We start from the raw sequence: 18,618 nt of genomic DNA, 5'->3' as shown, positions 1-18,618 counted from the left end.
TCGGGCGACAAACGCAAGCAACCGGAGCACCGATTACCGGGCGCGCGGGACGCACCCGGCGACCAAGCACCAACGTGGAGCAGGCGACGGTTCGCCCGCGGTCAGATCTTCCACGTCTGGAGAATGCGCTGATAGTTTGCGCGCTCGAGTGCCGCCGGATCGGGGCAGTGCCGCAAGTTGAGTCCGCCGCGGAATTCGCCGACATGCGTGTACTCGTGCGTACGCATCCAAGTCTCAAAATCCTGCAGCAGCGTCTTCAGCACGGCCGGGCCCTGGCGAAGGACCGCCGACACGATCTGCACGGCATCGGCGCCGGCGAGCACCGCTTTCGCGACATCCGTGCCCGAATGCACGCCGCCACTGGCCGCCAGCGAACCCAGGTGATTGGGCGACAGGATCGCGAGCCAGCGCAACCGCAGGAGCAACTCGCCCGGATCGGAGAGCCGCAGCGTGGGCTGCACTTCGAGCGCGTCGACGTCGAAGTCGGGTTGATAGAGCCGGTTGAACAGCACGAGTCCGGCGGCACCCGCCTGGCGCAGGGCTTGGGTGAAATGCGGCAACGAGGTGTGAAAAGGAGAGAGCTTCACCGCGACGGGAATGCGGACGGCCGTGACGACGCTGCGGAGCGTCTCGATCAACTCGTCCTCGATCTCGTCGCCGGAGACCTTCGGGTCAGTGACGAGTTGGTAGAAATTGAGCTCGATCGCGTCGGCGCCGGCGGCTTCGAACTTGCGCGCGTAGTCGAGCCAGCCGCCGGGGTGCCGGCCGTTGAGCGAGGCGATGATGGGAATGTCGAGCTCGCTGGTGAGCAGCTCGATCTGGCGCAGATAACGGTCGGGCGTGAGCTGGTATTCGCCGTATTCCGGGAAGAACGAGCTCGCCTCGGCGAAGCTCTCGGTCAGCGCCTCGAGATCGCGGTTGAGCGCGCGCTGTTCGAGGTCGATCTGCTCCTCGAAGAGCGAGCGCATCACGAGGGCGGCGGCACCGGCTTCCTGCAGCTGCCGGGCGGCCTCGAGATCGTCAGAGAAGGGAGACGCCCCCACGATGAGTGGATTGCGCAGCGGGAGTCCGAGGTAGGTCGTCGCGAGGTTGAGTTGCATGGTGAGAAAGGTTGTTCGTGACGCCGAGGGAGACAAATCAAGCTCCATGGATGATCGCGGCGATCGCGAGCATGGCGTGGAGTGGCCGACCGATCAAGCGCGGGTGAGGCGCCGGTGGAAAAAGATGCTCCGGCCAGCGGGGCTGACCGGAGCATCTGGAAAAGAACAGCGGGTGGAGCGTGCGAGCCGGCACCCGCGAGTGCCGACCGCTTAGGAAGCGGAAGGCTTCGGCGGCGTCACCGGCTTGGGCGCGGGCACCGCGGCGGCCGGCGCGTGGCCGTTGCCGTTGGTGTGCGCCGGCGAGGCGAGATGCTGATACAGCGCATAGTGCTGCCGCACCTGGGCCTGGGCCTGCGTCGCGAGTTCCTCGGCGCGAGCCGGGGCGACATTGCGGAGAATGCCGAACCGCGTCTCGTTGGCCATGAACTTGGCGAGCTCCGTCTTTGGCGCCGGGGAGTCCAGCTTGAGCGGCACTTCGCCCTTGGCCGCCAGTCGCGGGTCGTAGCGGAAGAGCGGCCAGTAGCCGGTGTCCACCGCGAGCTTCTGCTGCTCGAGTCCGTGCTCCAGCGGGAAGCCGTGCGCGATGCAGTGCGAGTAGGCGATGATCAGCGCGGGGCCGTTGTAGGCCTCGGCTTCGCGGATCGCCTGCAGCGTTTGGCTGTCCTTGGCGCCGAAGGCGACGCGCGCGACGTAGACGTGGCCGTATTGCATCGCGATCAGCGCGAGATCCTTCTTGGCGATCGCCTTGCCGGAAGCGGCGAACTTCGCGACCGCGCCCATCGGCGTGGCCTTCGAGGACTGGCCACCGGTGTTGGAATAAACCTCGGTGTCGAGGACCAGCACCTTGACGTTCGCGCCGGAGGCGAGGACGTGATCCAGTCCGCCGTAGCCAATATCGTAAGCCCAGCCGTCACCGCCGAAGATCCACGTGCATTTCTTGACGAGATCGTCCGCGAGGAACGCGAGCCGCTTGGCCTCGAAGCTGTCCATCGCACGGAGGGCATCCTTCAACTGGGCGACGCGTTCGCGCTGCGCGGCGATGCCAGCTTCGTTCGATTGGTCGGCGCTGAGGAGCGACTGCACGAGCCCGGCGTCGAGTTTCGGCGCGAGCCGGTTGAGCATCTCCTTCGCGGTGCGGGCGCGCTGCTCGACCGCGAGGTGCAGGCCGAGACCGAACTCGGCGTTGTCCTCGAAGAGCGAGTTGGCCCAGGTCGGACCGCGGCCGTGGTGATCGCTGCAGTAAGGCGTGGTCGGCAGGTTGCCACCGTAGATCGAGGAACAGCCCGTCGCGTTGCCGACGACCATGCGGTCGCCGAACAGCTGCGTGATGAGCTTGATGTAAGGCGTCTCGCCGCAACCGGCGCACGCGCCGGAGAATTCGAACAGCGGCGTGAGGAACTGCGCGTTCTTGACCGTCGAAACGTCGATCTTGGTGCGGTCCGGATCAGGCAGCTTGGTGAAGAAGTCCCAATCCCGGCGGGCCTTCGCGAGCAGCGGGGCCTGCGGCGTCATGTCGATCGCCTTGTGTTTCGGATTGGTCTTGTCCTTGGCCGGGCAGACCTGCACGCAGATCGAGCAGCCGGTGCAATCTTCCGCGGCGACCTGCAGCGTGTAGTGCCGGCCGGCGAACTCGGTGGATTTGAACGGCACGGACTGGAAGCCCTCGGGGGCTTTGGCCAGCTCGGCCGGATCGAAGAACTTCGGGCGGATCGCGGCGTGCGGGCAAACCATCGCGCACTTGTTGCACTGGATGCAGATCGCCGGGTCCCAGACGGGAATCTCGAGCGCGATGTTGCGTTTCTCGAACCGCGCGGTGCCCGTCGGCCAGCAGCCGTCGAGCGGGATGGCGCTGACCGGCATGAGATCGCCTTCGTTGGCGAGCAGCTTGGCGGTGACCTGGCGGACGAATTCCGGCGCGTCGGCGTAGGCCGGAGGCACGGTGGCAACCGCCTCGGTTTCCGGCGCGGCGGGAATCTTCACCTCGAAGAGTCCGGCGAGCGCGGCGTCAACCGCGGCATGGTTCATCTGCACGACCTTCTCGCCCTTGCGGCCGTAGGTCTTGGTGATGGCCTTCTTGATGTGGGCGATCGCCTCGTCCTGCGGGAGCACGCCGGAGAGTGCGAAGAAGCAGGTCTGCAACACCGTGTTGGTGCGACGGCCCATGCCGCTGTCGTGCGCAACCTTCGTCGCGTCGATCACGAACAGCCGGAGCTTCTTGCTGATGAGCGTCGACTGCCATTCGCGCGGGAGGACCTTCCAGGTTTGCTCGGGCGAGTAGGGCGAGTTGAGCAGCACGGTGGCGCCGGGCTTGGCGTAGCCGAGCACTTCGGTGCGTCCGACAAAGCTGAACTGACTGCAGGCGACGAAGCCGCCCTGCCGGATGAGATACGGCGCGTGCACCGGCCGCGGGCCGAACCGCAGGTGCGACGTCGTGACCGAGCCGGACTTCTTCGAGTCGTAGACGAAGTAGCCCTGCGCGTAGAAATCCGTCTGTTCGCCGATGATCTTGATCGAATTCTTGTTCGCGCCGACCGTGCCGTCAGCGCCGAGTCCAACGAACACGCAGCGGCGAACGTCGTCGGCTTCGATGTCCCACTCGGCGTCGAACGGCAGCGAGGTGCCGGTGACGTCATCGATGATGCCGACCGTGAAATGATTCTTCGGCTCCCAGCGCGAGAGGTTCTCGAAGACCGCGCGCACCATGGCGGGCGTGAATTCCTTCGAGCCGAGGCCGTAGCGGCCGCCGACGACGCGCGGCGAACCCGCGAGCTCGGAGCGGGCTTCGGCCAGCGCGGTGATGACGGTCTGGTAGAGCGGCTCGCCGAGCGCGCCCGGCTCCTTCGTGCGATCGAGCACCGCGATGGCTTTCACCGTCTTCGGCAACGCGGCCATGAAGGACTTCACATGGAAGGGGAGGAACAGGCGGACGGCGATCACGCCGACCTTCTCGCCCTTGGCGGCCAGCCAGTCGGCCGTCTCGCAGAGCGTCTCCACGCCGCTGCCCATCGCGATCGCGACGCGCTCGGCTTCGGGATGACCGTGGTAGTCGAAGAGTTTGTAGGCGCGGCCGGTGACCGCGGCGAAACGATCCATCGTTTCCTGCACGATGGTGGGGAGGGCGTCGTAGAACCGGTTCACGGCCTCGCGACCCTGGAAGTTCACGTCCGGGTTCTGGGCGGTGCCGCGCAGCGTCGGCTTGTCGGGCGTCATCATCCGCGCGCGGAACGCGGCGATATCCTTCTCGTCGATGACCGCGCGAATCTCGTCATCGGAGATGGTGGTGATCTTCTGCACCTCGTGCGAGGTGCGGAAGCCGTCGAAGAAGTGAATGAACGGCACCCGGCTGCGATAGCTCGCGGCGATGGCGATCAGCGCGAAGTCGTGCGCTTCCTGCGTCGAGTTGCTGCACAGCAGCGCGCAACCCGTGGCGCGGCAGGCCATGACGTCGGCCTGGTCGCCGAAGATCGAGAGACCCTGCGCGGCGAGCGCGCGGGCGCTGACATGGATCGTGAGCGGCAGCAGCTCGCCCGCGATCTTGTAGAGGTTGGGAACCATCAGCAGGAGGCCCTGCGATGCAGTGAACGTCGTGGTGAGCGCGCCGCCCAGCAATCCGCCGTGCACGGCACCCGCGGCGCCGCCTTCGGACTGCATCTCGACGATGCGCGGGATCTCGCCCCAGAGGTTCTTCTTTCCAGCTGCGGCCCATTCGTCGCAATATTCCGCCATCGGAGACGACGGGGTGATCGGGTAAATCGCGATCAGCTCGTTGAGCCGGTAAGCAACGGAGGCTGCCGCCTCGTTGCCGTCGAGAATCTTAAAAGTGGTCTTGCGGCCGTTGGTATTCATGTAGGGGGAGACGCCGAACGACCCCGGAAGGGCTGGCCGACGGAGCTGCGACTGTCGCAAAAAATGCGGCATACGGCTGCGCATGACTTGGCTTTGCTGACGCAAAGATTGCGGGCGGATCTTATAGTGCGGCGCGGAGGGCCCGATTTGCATGAAGCCGCGATGCCCCGTCGCGGCGGTCTGGCTGGGGAAGGCGGAAGACGTGACGAGGGCGTCGCACCTCCACGATCTTTCGCAGGCGGGATGTTGTAGTCGGTCTCGTCGAGGCCGAGCCGGGGTCAGCGACCCCGGCTACAACGGATGGAGCCGCGACGGCCCAGTCGTGGCGGTTTGGCTGGCGAACGCGGAAGACGCGACGAGGGCGTCGCGTCCCCACGGATTTCAGCTCACGCCGAAGAACTTCAGGATCTTGCGCAGACTCGCGACCAGCGCGTCGATTTCCTCGGGCGTGTTGTAGAGATAAAAGCTCGCCCGCGTGGTACTGGTGAGGCCCAGCTTGCGCATCAATGGCTGGTTGCAGTGATGCCCGCCGCGCAGTGCGATGCCATCCTCGTCGGCGAACGTCACCACGTCGTGGGCATGCACGCCTTCGAACGCGAAGCTCACCACGCCGCTCCGACCGTCGCGTGGTCCGATCAACCGGATGCCTGGCAGTTCGGCGAGCTTCTCGTAAGCGAGCCGGCCGAGTTCGTGGTCATGCCGCGCAATCGCGTCGCGACCGAGCGCGTCGAGGTAGTCGCACGCCGCGGCGAGTCCGATGGCGCCGGCGATGTTCGGCGTGCCGGCCTCGAACCGTTCGGGTGATGGCTTCCACGTGGCGTCTTCGTAGTGAACCGTCACGACCATTCCTCCGCCGGTTTCGGTGGGCGTGAGCCGGTCCAGCAGTTCGCGTTTTCCGTAAAGCACGCCGATGCCGGTCGGACCGCACATCTTGTGGCCGGACAGCACGAGGTAGTCGCACCCGAGCGCCCGCACATCGAGCGGGGCGTGTCCGCCGGATTGCGCGGCGTCGATCACCGTGAGCGCGCCGATTGCGCGTGCGCGGGCGCAGAGTTCAGCGATGGGATTGATCGTGCCCAGCGTGTTGGATAGGTGCGTGAACGCGAAGACCTTGACCTCCGGCGTAAGCAGCCGGTCGAGGGCAGCGAGATCGAGTCCGCCCTCGGCGTCCGCGCCGACGATCGGCACGAACCGGAGCTTCGCGCCGGTGGCCCGCGCGAGCTGCTGCCAGGGCACGAGGTTGGAGTGATGCTCCATCTCCGTGGAAAGAATCACGTCGCCGGGCTTCAGCACGTGCGCCAAGCTGCGGGCGACGACGTTGACGCTCTCCGTGGTGCCGCGCGTAAAAATGATTTCCGCGGGATCGGCGGCGTTGAGAAACCGGGCGATGCGCGCGCGGGCGCCTTCGTAGGCATCGGTAGCGCGGGTGGATAGCGCGTGCAGCCCGCGGTGCACGTTGGCGTTGTCGCGCTCGTAGTAGTGCACGAGCGCATCGATCACGCTGCGCGGCTTCTGCGTCGTGGCGGCGTTGTCGAGATAGACCAACGGCTTTCCGTGAACCTGCTGATGCAGGATCGGAAAATCGTCACGGACGGTGGACCAGGAGGGCATGGAAGGGGGGCTGAAAGTCTAGAGCTTAGAGCTAAGAGCCTGGAGCCTCGCGCAGAACGAATGTCCGACAGCTTGCGGCTCTGGGCTCTGGGCTCTCAGCTCTAGACTCATGGGCCGCAACTCAGTCGTTGTGGCTCTCCGTCGTCGCCTCGGCGGGATCGCCGTGGAGCGCGTTGAGCGCCGCATGCCAGCCAAGCGTTGCGCATTTGATCCGCGCGGGGAAGGCATGCACGCCGGCAAACGCCGCGAGATCGCTGATCTCCTCCGGCGCCTGGCCGCTGGTCACGATGTCGTGGAACTGTTTGAACAACTGCTCGGCCTCGCCCGCGGTCTTGCCTTTCAGCTGTGTCGTCATCAACGAGGCGCTGGCCTGCGAGATCGCGCAACCGGAACCATCGAAGCTGATGTCGGCGATGCGATCGCCGTCCAGTCGGAGATAGACGCTGCACTGGTCGCCGCAGGAAGGATTATCGCCATGGGCCACGCGGTTCGCCTTGGGCAGCGTGCCGCGGTTGCGGGGGCGCTTGTTGTGGTCGAGGATGACCTGTTGATACAGTTCGGAGAGATCAGCTGACATCGATGAAAACGGAGACCGAATCTCAGACGCCCCCGCCCGAATGGCAACTCGCGAGAACGGTGTGCTCGAGGTCCGCGGCCAGAGCTGTCCCCGGGGGTGGCTTGATGTAGCCGGCCTCGCTGAGGCCGGGCCCGGGTCGGCGACCCCGGCTACACGATGAGCGCGCGCATCGTGGCTGAATGCTGTCGCTACTCCCAATACTCCGCCCAGCTGGTCGCGGTTTCGGTGACGCGAACTCGCTCGAGTCGGACACCGGGCACCTGCAGCTTGGCCCGCACCTGCTGAAAGATTTCGCGGGCGAGCACCTCCGTCGTCGGATCCGTGTCGGGGAACGCGACGACATGGTCGCCATACGCGGCGCGCAGCTCCGCAAAACGCGGATCGGCCGTGTTGAGCGCGAAGGTGTGGTCGAAACGGTGGACCGCGTCGGTCGCGGCGGCTTTGAGCGCCTTGAAATCGCACACCATGTCGGCGGCATCCAGCTGGTCGCTGGTCACGATGATTTCGATCGTGCGGCTGTGTCCGTGCGGGAACCGGCAGGAGCCGGGATGCTTGGTGAGCAGATGGCCGCTTTCGACGGTGAAGGACTTGGCGATGCGAAAAGGCATGCAGCGACGGTGGACGGTGTGACGGTAGACGGTGTCGGCAGACGGGCTACCGGACGACCGGTGTAGCGTCAATGCAGCGCGATGCCTCAGATCGTCTTCGAGTGTCGCTGCTCGCCGGCCGCAGCGGCCAGATACTCATCGAACCTCATCGCAATCACGCGCAGCAGCGGCACGCCCACGGGCTTGACAGTAAGCGCCTGGCCCGTGCGCTCGATCAAACCATCGGCTTCGAGGTCGGACATCGAGCCGAGGATCGCGGCGTAGCGTTCGCTGAAATTGAACCCGAACACCTGCGAGAGGGCGGCGTAGTCGAGCCGGCGGTCACACATGATCTTCATGATGATCGTGCGGCGGCGGCGGTCCTCCAGCGAGAGCCGCAGTCCGCGCTCGATCGGGAGCTGGCCGGCGACGATCGCATCGCGCCAAGCCGGCAGCGTCTTGTGGTTCTGCCGGTAGGTCGTCGGCGTCGACGAGATGGACGACATGCCGAAAGCGTAGAGGGAAGCGCCGGCGTGCGTGCTGTAACCTTGGAAGTTGCGGTGCAGCGTGCCGGAGCGCTGCGCGATGGCGAGTTCGTCATCCGGCCGGGCAAAGTGATCGAGCCCGATGTCGACATAACCTGCGGCCGTGAGTCGGGCGTGCGCCAGGGCGAACATCCCGAGTTTTTCCTCGGCGCTGGGCAACTGCCCGCGATCGTCGAAGATCCGCTGCGCCGGTTTGATCCACGGCACGTGCGCATAGCTGAATACCACCAGCCGCTCGGGCTGTAGCGTGAGCACGTCGTCGATCGTGTGGCCGAACGATGTGGCGGTCTGCAGCGGAAGGCCGTGGATCAGGTCGACATTGATCGAATTGAAACCCGCCTCGCGCAGCCACTCGACGGCGCGCTGGTTCTGCGCTTGGGGCTGGACGCGGTGAATCGCCAGCTGCACCTCGGGATTGGTGTCCTGCACGCCGAGCGACGCGCGGCGTGCACCGATCTCACGCAGGGCGGCCACGTGGTCGAACGTCAGCCGGCGAGGATCGACCTCGACGCTGAATTCGACATCCGGTGACACCGTGAAGAGCTCGCGGATCATCGTGCCGAGCCGGCGCAGCTCGTCGGGTGGAAAAAACGTCGGCGTGCCGCCGCCGAGGTGAATCTGCGTGACCGGCCGCGCGCGGTTCATGCGCGCCGCGGTGAGGCGCATTTCCTGGCCGAGCCAGTCGAGGTATTCCGCAGCGGACTCACGCCGGCGCGTGACGACCGTGGTGCAGCCGCAGAACCAGCAACGGGTTTCGCAAAACGGCAGGTGGAAATAGAGCGAGAGCGGCCCGGCATCCGGCGTATTGTCCTCGGCGATGGCCTCTTCGAGCGCGAGCGAACCCAGCTCCGGAGTAAACTGCGTGGCCGGCGGGTACGAGGTGTAGCGTGGGCCCGGGACCGAGTATTTGCGGACTAGGTCGAGGTTGATGGGGGAAGGGGGCACCGGTGCGGCGGTGGGTTCGTGTGGTGAGATCATGTCTGAGACTGCCAGCTAGAGTTTGCCACGGGTGGGCGCAAGTCACTGCGCGAGTGTTGGCCAAACCTGTGCGCATTTTGTAGCCGGGAGCGCGGCGCCGGCGACGAGCACGCGGTGGGTTCGAGAGCGGGAATTCGCCGGAGCGAGCGGCGAGATATGACAGGCTATTCTAAGGTTAGACGGCGGGGCGACGCGCGTTTTCGTACTGCTCGCATCTTGTACGCACCGCCCCACCCAACCCCCGCTGTAACCTGACGCTCACTACAAGGTGAACGTCGGGTTGCGCGAGCCAACCCTCCCTTTCTCCGCTTCCCCCCGCTTCGGCGCTTCCGCCGACGCGCGTTGCCTTCCCCCACCCTATGGCGCGGGCGCCTGCTCTTGGGCGTCCCGCGCCGAAACCAAGGCATGCAAGTGACAAACCACACACACCTAGTCAGATGCGCCCTGACGCTTGCGTCAGCGCTGTGCCTCACGGCCGGCGCTGCGCGAGCGCAGACGGCTGCCCCACCGGCGAGTTCCGCCGCTGAGGGCGAAGATGATCAACTCGTCGTGCTCTCGCCGTTCGAGGTGTCCGCGTCGGATGATCGCGGCTATGCGGCCGCGCACACCCTCGCCGGCAACCGCTTGAACACCGATCTGCGCGATATCGGCAACGCGGTGACAGTGATTACGAGCCAGTTGCTGAAGGACGTGCAGGCGACGAACAACGAAACGCTGCTCCAGTACACGGCCGGCACGGAGGTCGGCAGCATTCGGGGCAACTTCGCGGGACTCGGCGACGGCGCGGTGCTGAACGAGGCGGACCGCTTCACGCGGCCGAACGCCAACACGCGCGTGCGCGGCCTCGCCGCCGCGGACAACACCCGGGATTTCTTCCTCTCGGATATCCCCTGGGACTCGTTTAACCTCGATCGCGTCGATCTGCAGCGCGGGCCGAACTCAATTCTGTTCGGGTTGGGCAGTCCGGCAGGTTTGCTCAACGCCGGCTTGAAGCAGGCCGGCTTCCGCGACACCAACGAAGTCGGCGTCCGCGTCGACAACTGGGGCAGCGTGCGCTGGGTGGGCAACTTCAACAAGGTCATCCTGCCGAACGAGCTCGCCGCGCGCGTCGACGTGTTGCACGAGAAGAACCAGTTCCAGCAGGAGCCGGCCTTCGAGGACAACCGCCGTGCGTATGGGGCATTCCGTTACGAGCCCAACTTCCTCAAGAAGGGTTCGGCGCGCACGATCCTCAAGGCGAACTTCGAAAACGGCAACGTGCGCAGCAACCGCCCGCGCTCGCTGCCGCCGCTCGATCGGATCACGCCGTGGTTCTACACCGGTACGTACAACGGCGTCTACAAGGGCACGGGCCAGGCGATCATCGATGGGGTCTCGACGCCGGTGACCTTTGGCCAGACGCGGGTCTTCAACAACCTGAACCGCGAGACGTTCAATCCGTTCCAGCTCCAGGATGACAATACGGGCCGGCCGAATCACGGGCAGGTCCGTCCGGTCATCAACGGCGGGCCGGATGCCGGCAAGTTCAACCCCGGCTACAACCCGTGGGTCGGCAATTTTGCGAACCAGTTCTCCGGCATCGACTCCTTCTATGTGAACGGCGGCGCGGCGTTGCCCGGCAGCAACGTCGTATGGGAGGACTACAAGACGCGCGGCATCAGCTCGACCGGCGCGATCGACGGCAGCCTCGGCCGCTCCTTCCAGCGGCCCGGCGGCGTGGCCACCTACGACGCGTTCGCGACGAATGCCGGACTGCCGTACTACCAATACGGTCTCTACAAGGCCGTCAGCCTCACGGATCCGACGGTGTTCGATTTCTACAACAACCTGATCGACGGCCCGAACAAGGACGAGTGGAACGACTGGAACGCCTACAACGTGAGCCTCGCGCAGACGTTCATGGACGACACGTTCGGCTTCGAGGCCAACGTGCAGCACGAGGACTTCAAGCGCGGCCAGCTCGCGCTGCTCACCGGCAGCCAGCAGGCGATCTTCATCGACATCAACAGCGTCTATAACGACGGCACGCCCGCCGGCAAAAACGGCGAGCCGTTCCTCGACGGCACGCCGAATCCGAACGTCGGCCGGCCCTTCATCAGCGACAGCGGCCAGGGCGGCAACACCGAGTATGTCAGCCGGCGCGACGCCCTGCGGCTCACGGGCTTCTTCTCCCACGACTTCAATCGCAACGGGCACAAGAACCTGCTCACCCGCATCCTCGGCAAGCACATCCTCACCGGGCTGTATTCGAAGGACAAACAGGAGACCGACAACCGCACGTGGGCCCGCTACTCGGCGCGCGATCCCAACTATCTGAATTTCATCGGCCGCACGAATTTCCGGTTTAACGCCCCGGACGTGTCGGTGAATCGGATCATCTACCTCGGCGATTCGTTGAGCGGCCGCAACACCGCGGCGGGCTCCAACATCCCCCGCGCGACAGCGCGCGTGGAGGTGCCGGCCACGTTGAACGTGCGCACCTTCGACTCCACGTGGACGGCGACCAACGTCAATCCGGCGGACTATTGGGCGAATGAATACTACCCGAATATTCCGCCGTTTAATCTATTCGACAACCCGGCCACCACGGCGAACGAGCGCGGCGCCTATAACTCCTTCCAATCGGAAAACCCGGCGAACTATCGCGGGTTCGTGAACATTCCCGTCAACATCGTCGACTCGGAGTGGGGCCCGAACTATCGCGCGCTCCTGACGACGGACGCGCAGCGCAACAAGACCGAGGTCACCTCGAAGGCGCTCGTCTGGCAGAGTTACTGGTGGGACAAGTCGATCATCGGCACGCTCGGCTACCGCGAGGACACCGCGAAGGCCTGGGGCAAGTCGCTGACTGCCGGCAATACGCCGGTGCCCGGCTACCTCGACCTCGACAAGAACGGCGGCTACGCGCTCCCCAGCGATCCCATCAACACGATCAAGGCGATCTCGCGCTCCTACAGCGTGGTGACTCACGTCAACGACCTGCCGTATCTCTCGAAGATGCTGGAGCGGCTGCCGATCGACATCACGCTGTTCTACAACTCGTCCTCCAACTTCCAGCCGGACGCGCGTCGCGTGGATGTTTACGGCGAGCCGCTTTCACCGCCCTCGGGCAAGACGATCGACCGCGGCATCCTGCTCGAGACGAAGGACGGGAAGTATTCGCTCAAGATCAACAAATTCATCACGACGCTGAAGGACGCCAGCAGTTCGACGCTCGGCAACTCGGGCTTCATCGGCACGTCGCAGCAGTACGGCGGCAACTGGGCCAACCAGTTCGAATACGACCTGGCGATCGACAACCAGTCCTACATCATCAGTCATCAGGCGAACAACCGGCCCGCGGGCGCGGCCAATCCGCCGGGCTACACGTCGACGTTCATCCCGGGCAATCCGGACTTCGACCCGACGAACACGCTCTACAACTACGGCACCGACATCGGCGAAACGATCGACCAGGCGCAGAGCCGCGAGAAAGCCGCCGTGGACGCCTGGCGCGTGTGGCAGAAGCAGGTCGATCCGCGCTTCTACGCCGCGTGGGGCATCAACCTGAACGACCTCACCAAGCCCATCGCCGCCGCCCAGCCGCAGGGCTTCACGGTCACCGAGGACAGCGAGTCGCACGGCTACGAGATCGAGTTCAACGCGAACCCGACGCGCAACTGGCGGCTCACCTTCAACGCCACGCAGGTCAACGCCACGCGCTCGAACGTCGGCGGCGCCAATCTGCGCGAGTTCATCACCGCCTATGAAAAGGCGATCCGCACCACGGCGGCGGGCGACCTCCGCATCTGGTGGGGCGGCGCCGGCAACGACACCACGCTGCGGCAGTGGTTCAACAGCGTCGGTTCCAACTGGGCGCAGAAAGCGCTGTCGGAAGGCACCAAGGCCTCCGAGCTGCGCGAGTGGCGCTTCAACGCGATCACCAACTATGCCTTCGACGAGGGCGCGCTCAAGGGCTTCAACGTCGGCGGCGGCGTGCGCTGGCAGGGCAAGAACGCGCTCGGCAACCGTCCGGTGGGCGATCCGCTCGGCTCGGATATCGCCTTCGATCTGGCGAATCCGTACTACGGGCCGGCGGAGGCCTATTTCGACCTATGGGTCGGCTATCGACGGCGGCTGCCCCGCAAGGTGTTCTCGCAGGACATCGAGTGGAACGTGCAGCTGAACGTGATGAACGTTGGGAAAGGCAACGAGCTGATCCCCGTCACGGTTCAGCCCGACGGCACCCCGGCGACGTATCGAATATCGCCGCATCAGCAGATCACGCTGACGAACTCGTTCGCGTTCTGATCTGCTCCGGTGGCTCCTCGAAGCGCCTCCTGCGGGAGGCGCTTTTTTTCGCCCGGATTGCGCATCCGGATTTTCCGCACAGATTCGTCGCCGCCTTCGCGACCCAACGGGATGAACGACTCCGCCTCATCGATCACCGCGGTTCGGCTCCGGTCCGTCGGTGGCCTGCTCGCCGCCAGCGGGGGCCTGATCGTGCTGGCGCTGCTCGCGTATGCGCCGGCGCTCCGCGGAGCAATGCTGTGGGACGATCCCGCCCACGTGACCCGGCTCGGACTGCAGGGCTGGCACGGACTGTGGCGGATCTGGTTCGAGATCGGCGCGACGCAGGAATACTACCCGGTCCTGCACACCGCGTTTTGGATCGAGCACGCGCTCTGGGGTGAGTCGATGCTCGGCTATCATCTGCTCAACGTGCTGCTGCACGTCGGCAATGCGGTGCTCCTCGCGTTGTGCTTGCGCCGGCTCGGGTCAGATTCGGCGGCCGCGTGGCTGGCCGCGGCGCTGTTTGTAGTGCATCCGGTCTGTGTCGAGTCCGTCGCGTGGATCACCGAGCAGAAGAACACGCTCTCGACGCTGTTCTATTTGTTGTCGGCATTGGGCTACCTCGAGTTCCAGCAGCGGCGGAGCGGTCCGGCGTATGCGTGGGCGTTCGGCTGTTTCCTGCTGGCGCTCGGAGCGAAAACGATGACGGTCACGCTGCCCGCAGCGCTGCTCGTGCTGAGTTGGTGGCAACACGGACGACTCGCGTGGCGACGAGACGTGCTGCCGCTGCTGCCTTGGTTTGCGATGGCGCTCGCGGCGGGACTGCTGACGCGTTCAGTCGAAGGCGAGTGGGTGGGGGCGAACCTCGTCGTGCCGGATCTTTCGCTGCTGGAGCGCACGTTGCTCGCCGCCCGCGTGCTTTGGTTTTCGCTCGGCCAGCTGCTCTGGCCGGCGGGCCTCACGTTTTTCTACCCGCTCTGGGACGTCGCGGCGGAGTCGCGCGGCTGGAGCCTTCACCTGTTGGCGGCGGTTGCGGTCACGGCTGCGCTATGGCTTTGGCGTCGGCGCTCCCGCGGTCCGCTCGCCTGGTGGCTCCTCTACGCGGGGACGCTTTTCCCGGTGCTCGGGTTTCTGAAGGTATTCTCGTTCTCGTTCTCCTACGTCGCGGACCATTTTCAGTATCTCGCGATTCCGATCGCGATGGCCGGTGTCGCCACCGCCGGAGTTGCGGTGATGCGCCGGGTGGCTGCGCGACCGCGCGCGTTGGCCCCGGCGCTGGCAGTCGGCGTCGTGCTCACGCTCGGGCTGCGGGCGCGCAACCAGAGCCGGCTTTATCAGGACAACGAAACGCTGTTTCGAGCTAACATCGCGCACAACCCGCAGAGCTGGATGGGGCATCACATCCTGGCCGACACGGTGGCGCGAACGCCCGGCCGGCGCGTGGAAGCGATCGCGCTCTTCCGGCGCGCGCTGGAGCTGAAGCCCGACAACCCCGATTCGCTCGCCGCACTCGCCGCCTTGCTCGTACGTGCGCCCGGCCACCGCGATGAAGCCATCGCGCTCTTTCGCCGTGCGGTGCAGTTGCGGCCAACCTTCGCGGAGGCGCACAACGGCCTGGCGAACGAACTCGCCGCCACGCCGGACGGTTTGGCCGAAGCGGTCGAGCACTACGGGACGGCGCTGCGATTGCGGCCAAAGTTCGCGCTCGCCCGCGCCAACCTCGCGCAGGCGCTTGCGCGGATTCCCGGCCGCGCCGCGGAGGCGCTGGCTTGTTTCGATGAGGTCTTGCGCGCGATGCCCGACTATGCGCCGGCGCACTTTCATCGCGGGAATCTGTTGGCGACCGTGCCGGGCCGGATGGCGGAAGCGATCCCCGACTACGAAGCGGTGCTGCGCCAACTGCCCGACGATCCCGAGGCGCACCTCGCGCTTGGCCGCGTGCTCACCCAGCTGGGCCGCCCGGCGGACGCGCTGCCCCACCTCGAGGCGGCGTTACGCGGGCAGCCGAACTCGGCGATGGTTCATGCGCAGCTTGCGAACGCGCTCGCGCTTCTACCCGGCCGGCTGAACGAGGCGATTGTCCACGATGAAGCCGCGCTGCAGATCGACCCGCGGCTCCCGTGGGTGCGGTTCAACTTCGCGCTGCATTTGCTGGAGATCGCGGGCCGGATCGAGGAGGCGCTGGCGCAGGTGCAACAGGCGCTTCGGCTCCAGCCCAACTACCTCGAAGCGGAAAATCTACGGGGCATCATTCACGCGCGGTTGGGCGACGCAGCGGCGGCTCGCGCGGCATGGACTCGGGCGCTGGAATTGGATCCGACCTTTGCGCCCGCGCGGCAAAACCTGCAGTTGCTGTCAGGGAAGACGACGCGCTGAACGCGCGGTGGGCGACCAACGGGATCACCGAGCCTGGCCACTTTTGGAAACCCTCTAGAACATGTCATGCATTTCAAACGTGAGCCGGCTTAGGTAGGGCGCTCACTCCGTGAGCGCCGCGAACATCACACGACCTCCCGGCGGGCAGCGGAGTGCCGGCCCTACCTCTGGACCGTTGCGCGAAAGTGCATGGCAGCATCTAGATTTGTTCGCGCAGCGCCGGTGGCAGGAGCGTTTTGGCGAAGCTCCGCAGAGGTTCATCCTGAATCTCCAGCCGCAGCGCGCGGCACAGCGTCAGGAACCGAAAGAGCGTGGGCTCCGCGAGCACACGAATTTCCAGCTCGCCCATTTCGTCGAGACAGCGAGCGGCCTGGGTTTTCGCCTCGGAAATCCGCCCGCCCTCCGCCAGCACGAGGCAGAGGCTGACGCGTTGATCCCACGCCAGCGTTTCGTCCTGTCCGGCGGCGAGCCCGGCGGTAATGGATTCGAGCGCGCGGGCGAAGCCGCTCGGGTCGCGCCGGGCGATGGTGACGCGGGCCTGCGACACCTGGGCGCCGAAATCGCCGCCGTAGTCGGTGGCGAGGGTTTGCGCCGCCATCGCGGCGAGGTCGAGCTGGCCCATGTCGACGAAGTAGTCCGTCAACCGGCAGAGCGCGCTTGCCTCATCCTGCACCTCGGTGAACTCGAACACGAGGAGCCGGCTGTTCTCGAAGACTTTTTCGTTGGGCAAATAAAATGCCACCGGGCGCAGCCAGCGCGGGGGCAGCCACGTGTGCAGCAGGCCCACCAGCGTGTGCCCAAACTCCCCGCCGCCAAGCCGGGCGTATTCGTCCAAGAAACCGTCCCACGACGGAATAACCACGTGCGTGAGCCCGCGCTGCCGCGCCAGCGCCTGCGCTTCGTCTGCATGCACGGCGCCCGCGAGGCGGACGGAGGCTTGGAATCCCTCGTCGTTTTCGCGATACGGCGAGCCGATGCCGCGCAGCCCGCCGTGGAAGCACAGTGACGCGGTCAGATTCGGCGGCGCTAGCGCCGTCGCGCCGTCCGGCCCGGCGCGCTGCGCGAGCCAGTACGCGAGTTCGCGTTCCGCCAGCGCCTCCTGCTCGCGCCCACTGAACGCCTGCTCGGCCGAGGGCCACGCTGGCGCGAGAAGAACCAGTCCAGGCGCCAGCAGACCTGCCGCCACGGCGGCCAGGATGAACCGACGGCGCGATTGTGGCAGCGGGAGCCCCGCGGTGGCGGCGACGAGCAACGGCAGGACGAGCGCGTCGAGCTGTCTCCACCAGCTGAGTTGCCCGCACGCGAATCCCAGCGTGACCAACACTGGACCGAGCGCCACCACGAGCACGGCCTGCTGAGCATCGCCCGTGGTGCGGCGCTGGATCAGGTATCCGGCAAACGCCAGCAGCGCGAGCGGCACGAGCACCGCCACCACCTGCCATGCGTGCGATTCCTGCACGATCCACGCCCACAGGTTCGCGACCTCGCCGGTGTCATCGAGTGGAGTCAATTGTCGCGCGAACGAGTTCTCCGCGAGGAGACCGCGGCTATGCTGGAAATACATCGACGCTGGCAGCGCGGCGATCACGGCCAGCGCGACCACCAGGCGGAACAGCGGCCCGGAGGTCACGAAATGCCGGCCCTGTCGCGCCCACGTGCTCACGCCCGCCAGCAACTCGCCGCCGCCGAGCCAGGCCAGCGCGTAGAGCGGATGCACCTCGGTCAGCCGCCACGCGCCCAAGTCACCCGCGCGATAGTCGATCCACCAGCCGATGAGGATCGTCGCCGCGCCGGCGTAGCTCCACGTCCGCCACGGCACGCGCGTCGCGGCCTCGCCGCGCGACCACCAAATCGCGGCCGCGCTGCCGCAACCGAGTCCGATCAGCACGGGCGCAGCGGTGCGCACGTTCAGCCACACCGCCAGTCCACCGAGTAGCCCGGAAATCACCCCCCATGCCCGTAACCGAGCCGCGGAAGGCGCGGTTTCCGACCTGATCGCGGCGAGCAGCGGCAGGATGCCGCCCACCAGCAGCACGAGCGCGAGTGCGGAGTTGTCCGGACAGCCGGGAAGAAAAGCGCGGCCGAATGGATACAGGCCGACGGCGGCGAGCGGAAATACGGTCGCGGCTACCGGCCCGAAATGCGCCGCCACAAACCAGGTGCCACCCGCGAGCAGCAGAAGCAGCAACAGTGGATCGGACCATAGCGCTGCTCGCTCGACCGCGAGTCCGAGCGGGCGGCCCGAGAGCAGGTGATCGCAACCCGCGACGCCGGCGAGCCACCAACGATAGAGCGACGGTGTGACCACCGCGCGGCCGATCGGTGCGTTGTCGTAGCTGACGCGTCGCAACCGCCACTCGCTGGTGGCGATCATCTGCTGCGTCTGCATCAGCCATTGATAGCTCTCGTTGTTGTGCCCGGGCGCGAGCAACCGCCGCTGGCCGTGGGCATAGCCGGTGGGAGAATTTGGATCCAGTGCGGGCAGTTTGCCACTCGCCGCACTCAGTCGCTCGACGTGCTGCACGCGGATCGCGGTGATCACGATGAACCACGTCGACGCGATCAGCAGCGCGGCGATCCAGAAGCGGGAGAGAGAAGCCGGCGGGGGCATGGAGTGGGGCGCTCCGGTCGTTCGCGGCGAGCCGCGGTGGCCGGACACTGTGGGCGTCCGCCGCGGCCGCGCCACCTTTTCCGCTGTAATTTTTCTCCTATGACGGAATTCGCCG

Annotated in this window: 9 protein-coding genes; 2 read left to right on the top strand and 7 right to left on the bottom strand. The window is 66.1% G+C overall.

Going from position 1 to position 18,618, the window contains the following annotated elements; all coding sequences use genetic code 11:
• Positions 1-101: 101 nt before the first annotated feature.
• From OTER_RS03045 to hemN, 6 genes are all read right to left on the bottom strand, one after another.
• Positions 102-1,100, bottom strand: a complete 999-nt coding sequence (locus tag OTER_RS03045; protein WP_012373434.1) for a dihydroorotate dehydrogenase-like protein — start codon at positions 1,098-1,100, stop codon at positions 102-104.
• 210 nt (positions 1,101-1,310) lie between these two features.
• Positions 1,311-4,946, bottom strand: coding sequence for a pyruvate:ferredoxin (flavodoxin) oxidoreductase (nifJ, locus tag OTER_RS03040; RefSeq protein ID WP_012373433.1), 3,636 nt, complete (start codon positions 4,944-4,946; stop codon positions 1,311-1,313).
• Positions 4,947-5,327: 381 nt separating this feature from the next.
• Positions 5,328-6,557: an aminotransferase class V-fold PLP-dependent enzyme gene (locus OTER_RS03035; protein ID WP_012373432.1), complete on the bottom strand. Its 1,230-nt coding sequence runs from the start codon at positions 6,555-6,557 to the stop codon at positions 5,328-5,330.
• Between the two features lie 121 nt (positions 6,558-6,678).
• The gene (sufU, locus tag OTER_RS03030) at positions 6,679-7,134 is read right to left on the bottom strand and encodes a Fe-S cluster assembly sulfur transfer protein SufU (protein ID WP_012373431.1); all 456 of its coding nucleotides are present in this window, start codon (positions 7,132-7,134) and stop codon (positions 6,679-6,681) included.
• A gap of 188 nt (positions 7,135-7,322) precedes the next feature.
• On the bottom strand, positions 7,323-7,742 hold the full coding sequence (locus tag OTER_RS03025) for a 6-pyruvoyl trahydropterin synthase family protein (protein WP_012373430.1): 420 nt from the start codon (positions 7,740-7,742) through the stop codon (positions 7,323-7,325).
• Positions 7,743-7,828: 86 nt separating this feature from the next.
• Positions 7,829-9,244, bottom strand: coding sequence for an oxygen-independent coproporphyrinogen III oxidase (hemN, locus tag OTER_RS03020; RefSeq protein ID WP_012373429.1), 1,416 nt, complete (start codon positions 9,242-9,244; stop codon positions 7,829-7,831).
• 549 nt (positions 9,245-9,793) lie between these two features.
• On the opposite strand from hemN, the gene OTER_RS03015 reads away from it, so the two are divergent.
• The gene (locus tag OTER_RS03015; protein WP_044891522.1) at positions 9,794-13,534 is read left to right on the top strand and encodes a TonB-dependent receptor plug domain-containing protein; all 3,741 of its coding nucleotides are present in this window, start codon (positions 9,794-9,796) and stop codon (positions 13,532-13,534) included.
• 111 nt (positions 13,535-13,645) lie between these two features.
• Positions 13,646-15,892, top strand: a complete 2,247-nt coding sequence (locus tag OTER_RS03010; protein ID WP_012373427.1) for a tetratricopeptide repeat protein — start codon at positions 13,646-13,648, stop codon at positions 15,890-15,892.
• A 199-nt stretch (positions 15,893-16,091) separates the two neighbouring features.
• On the opposite strand, the gene OTER_RS03005 is transcribed toward OTER_RS03010, so the two are convergent.
• Complete coding sequence (locus OTER_RS03005) at positions 16,092-18,503, bottom strand: hypothetical protein (protein ID WP_012373426.1); 2,412 nt, start codon at positions 18,501-18,503, stop codon at positions 16,092-16,094.
• Positions 18,504-18,618 lie beyond the last annotated feature (115 nt).

The sequence above is a fragment of the Opitutus terrae PB90-1 genome (genome assembly GCF_000019965.1).
GTDB lineage: Bacteria > Verrucomicrobiota > Verrucomicrobiia > Opitutales > Opitutaceae > Opitutus > Opitutus terrae.
The sequence above is the reverse complement of the archived record's forward strand: the minus strand, read 5'-3'. Positions and strand labels throughout refer to the sequence as shown.

What these genes read in the sequence shown, in the direction of transcription:
- OTER_RS03035 (WP_012373432.1), bottom strand. Translation starts at nt 6,557, where the DNA reads ATGCCCTCCTGGTCCACCGTCCGTGACGATTTTCCGATCCTGCATCAG.
- nifJ (WP_012373433.1), bottom strand. Translation starts at nt 4,946, where the DNA reads ATGAATACCAACGGCCGCAAGACCACTTTTAAGATTCTCGACGGCAAC.
- sufU (WP_012373431.1), bottom strand. Translation starts at nt 7,134, where the DNA reads ATGTCAGCTGATCTCTCCGAACTGTATCAACAGGTCATCCTCGACCAC.
- hemN (WP_012373429.1), bottom strand. Translation starts at nt 9,244, where the DNA reads ATGATCTCACCACACGAACCCACCGCCGCACCGGTGCCCCCTTCCCCC.
- OTER_RS03045 (WP_012373434.1), bottom strand. Translation starts at nt 1,100, where the DNA reads ATGCAACTCAACCTCGCGACGACCTACCTCGGACTCCCGCTGCGCAAT.
- OTER_RS03025 (WP_012373430.1), bottom strand. Translation starts at nt 7,742, where the DNA reads ATGCCTTTTCGCATCGCCAAGTCCTTCACCGTCGAAAGCGGCCATCTG.
- OTER_RS03010 (WP_012373427.1), top strand. Translation starts at nt 13,646, where the DNA reads ATGAACGACTCCGCCTCATCGATCACCGCGGTTCGGCTCCGGTCCGTC.
- OTER_RS03005 (WP_012373426.1), bottom strand. Translation starts at nt 18,503, where the DNA reads ATGCCCCCGCCGGCTTCTCTCTCCCGCTTCTGGATCGCCGCGCTGCTG.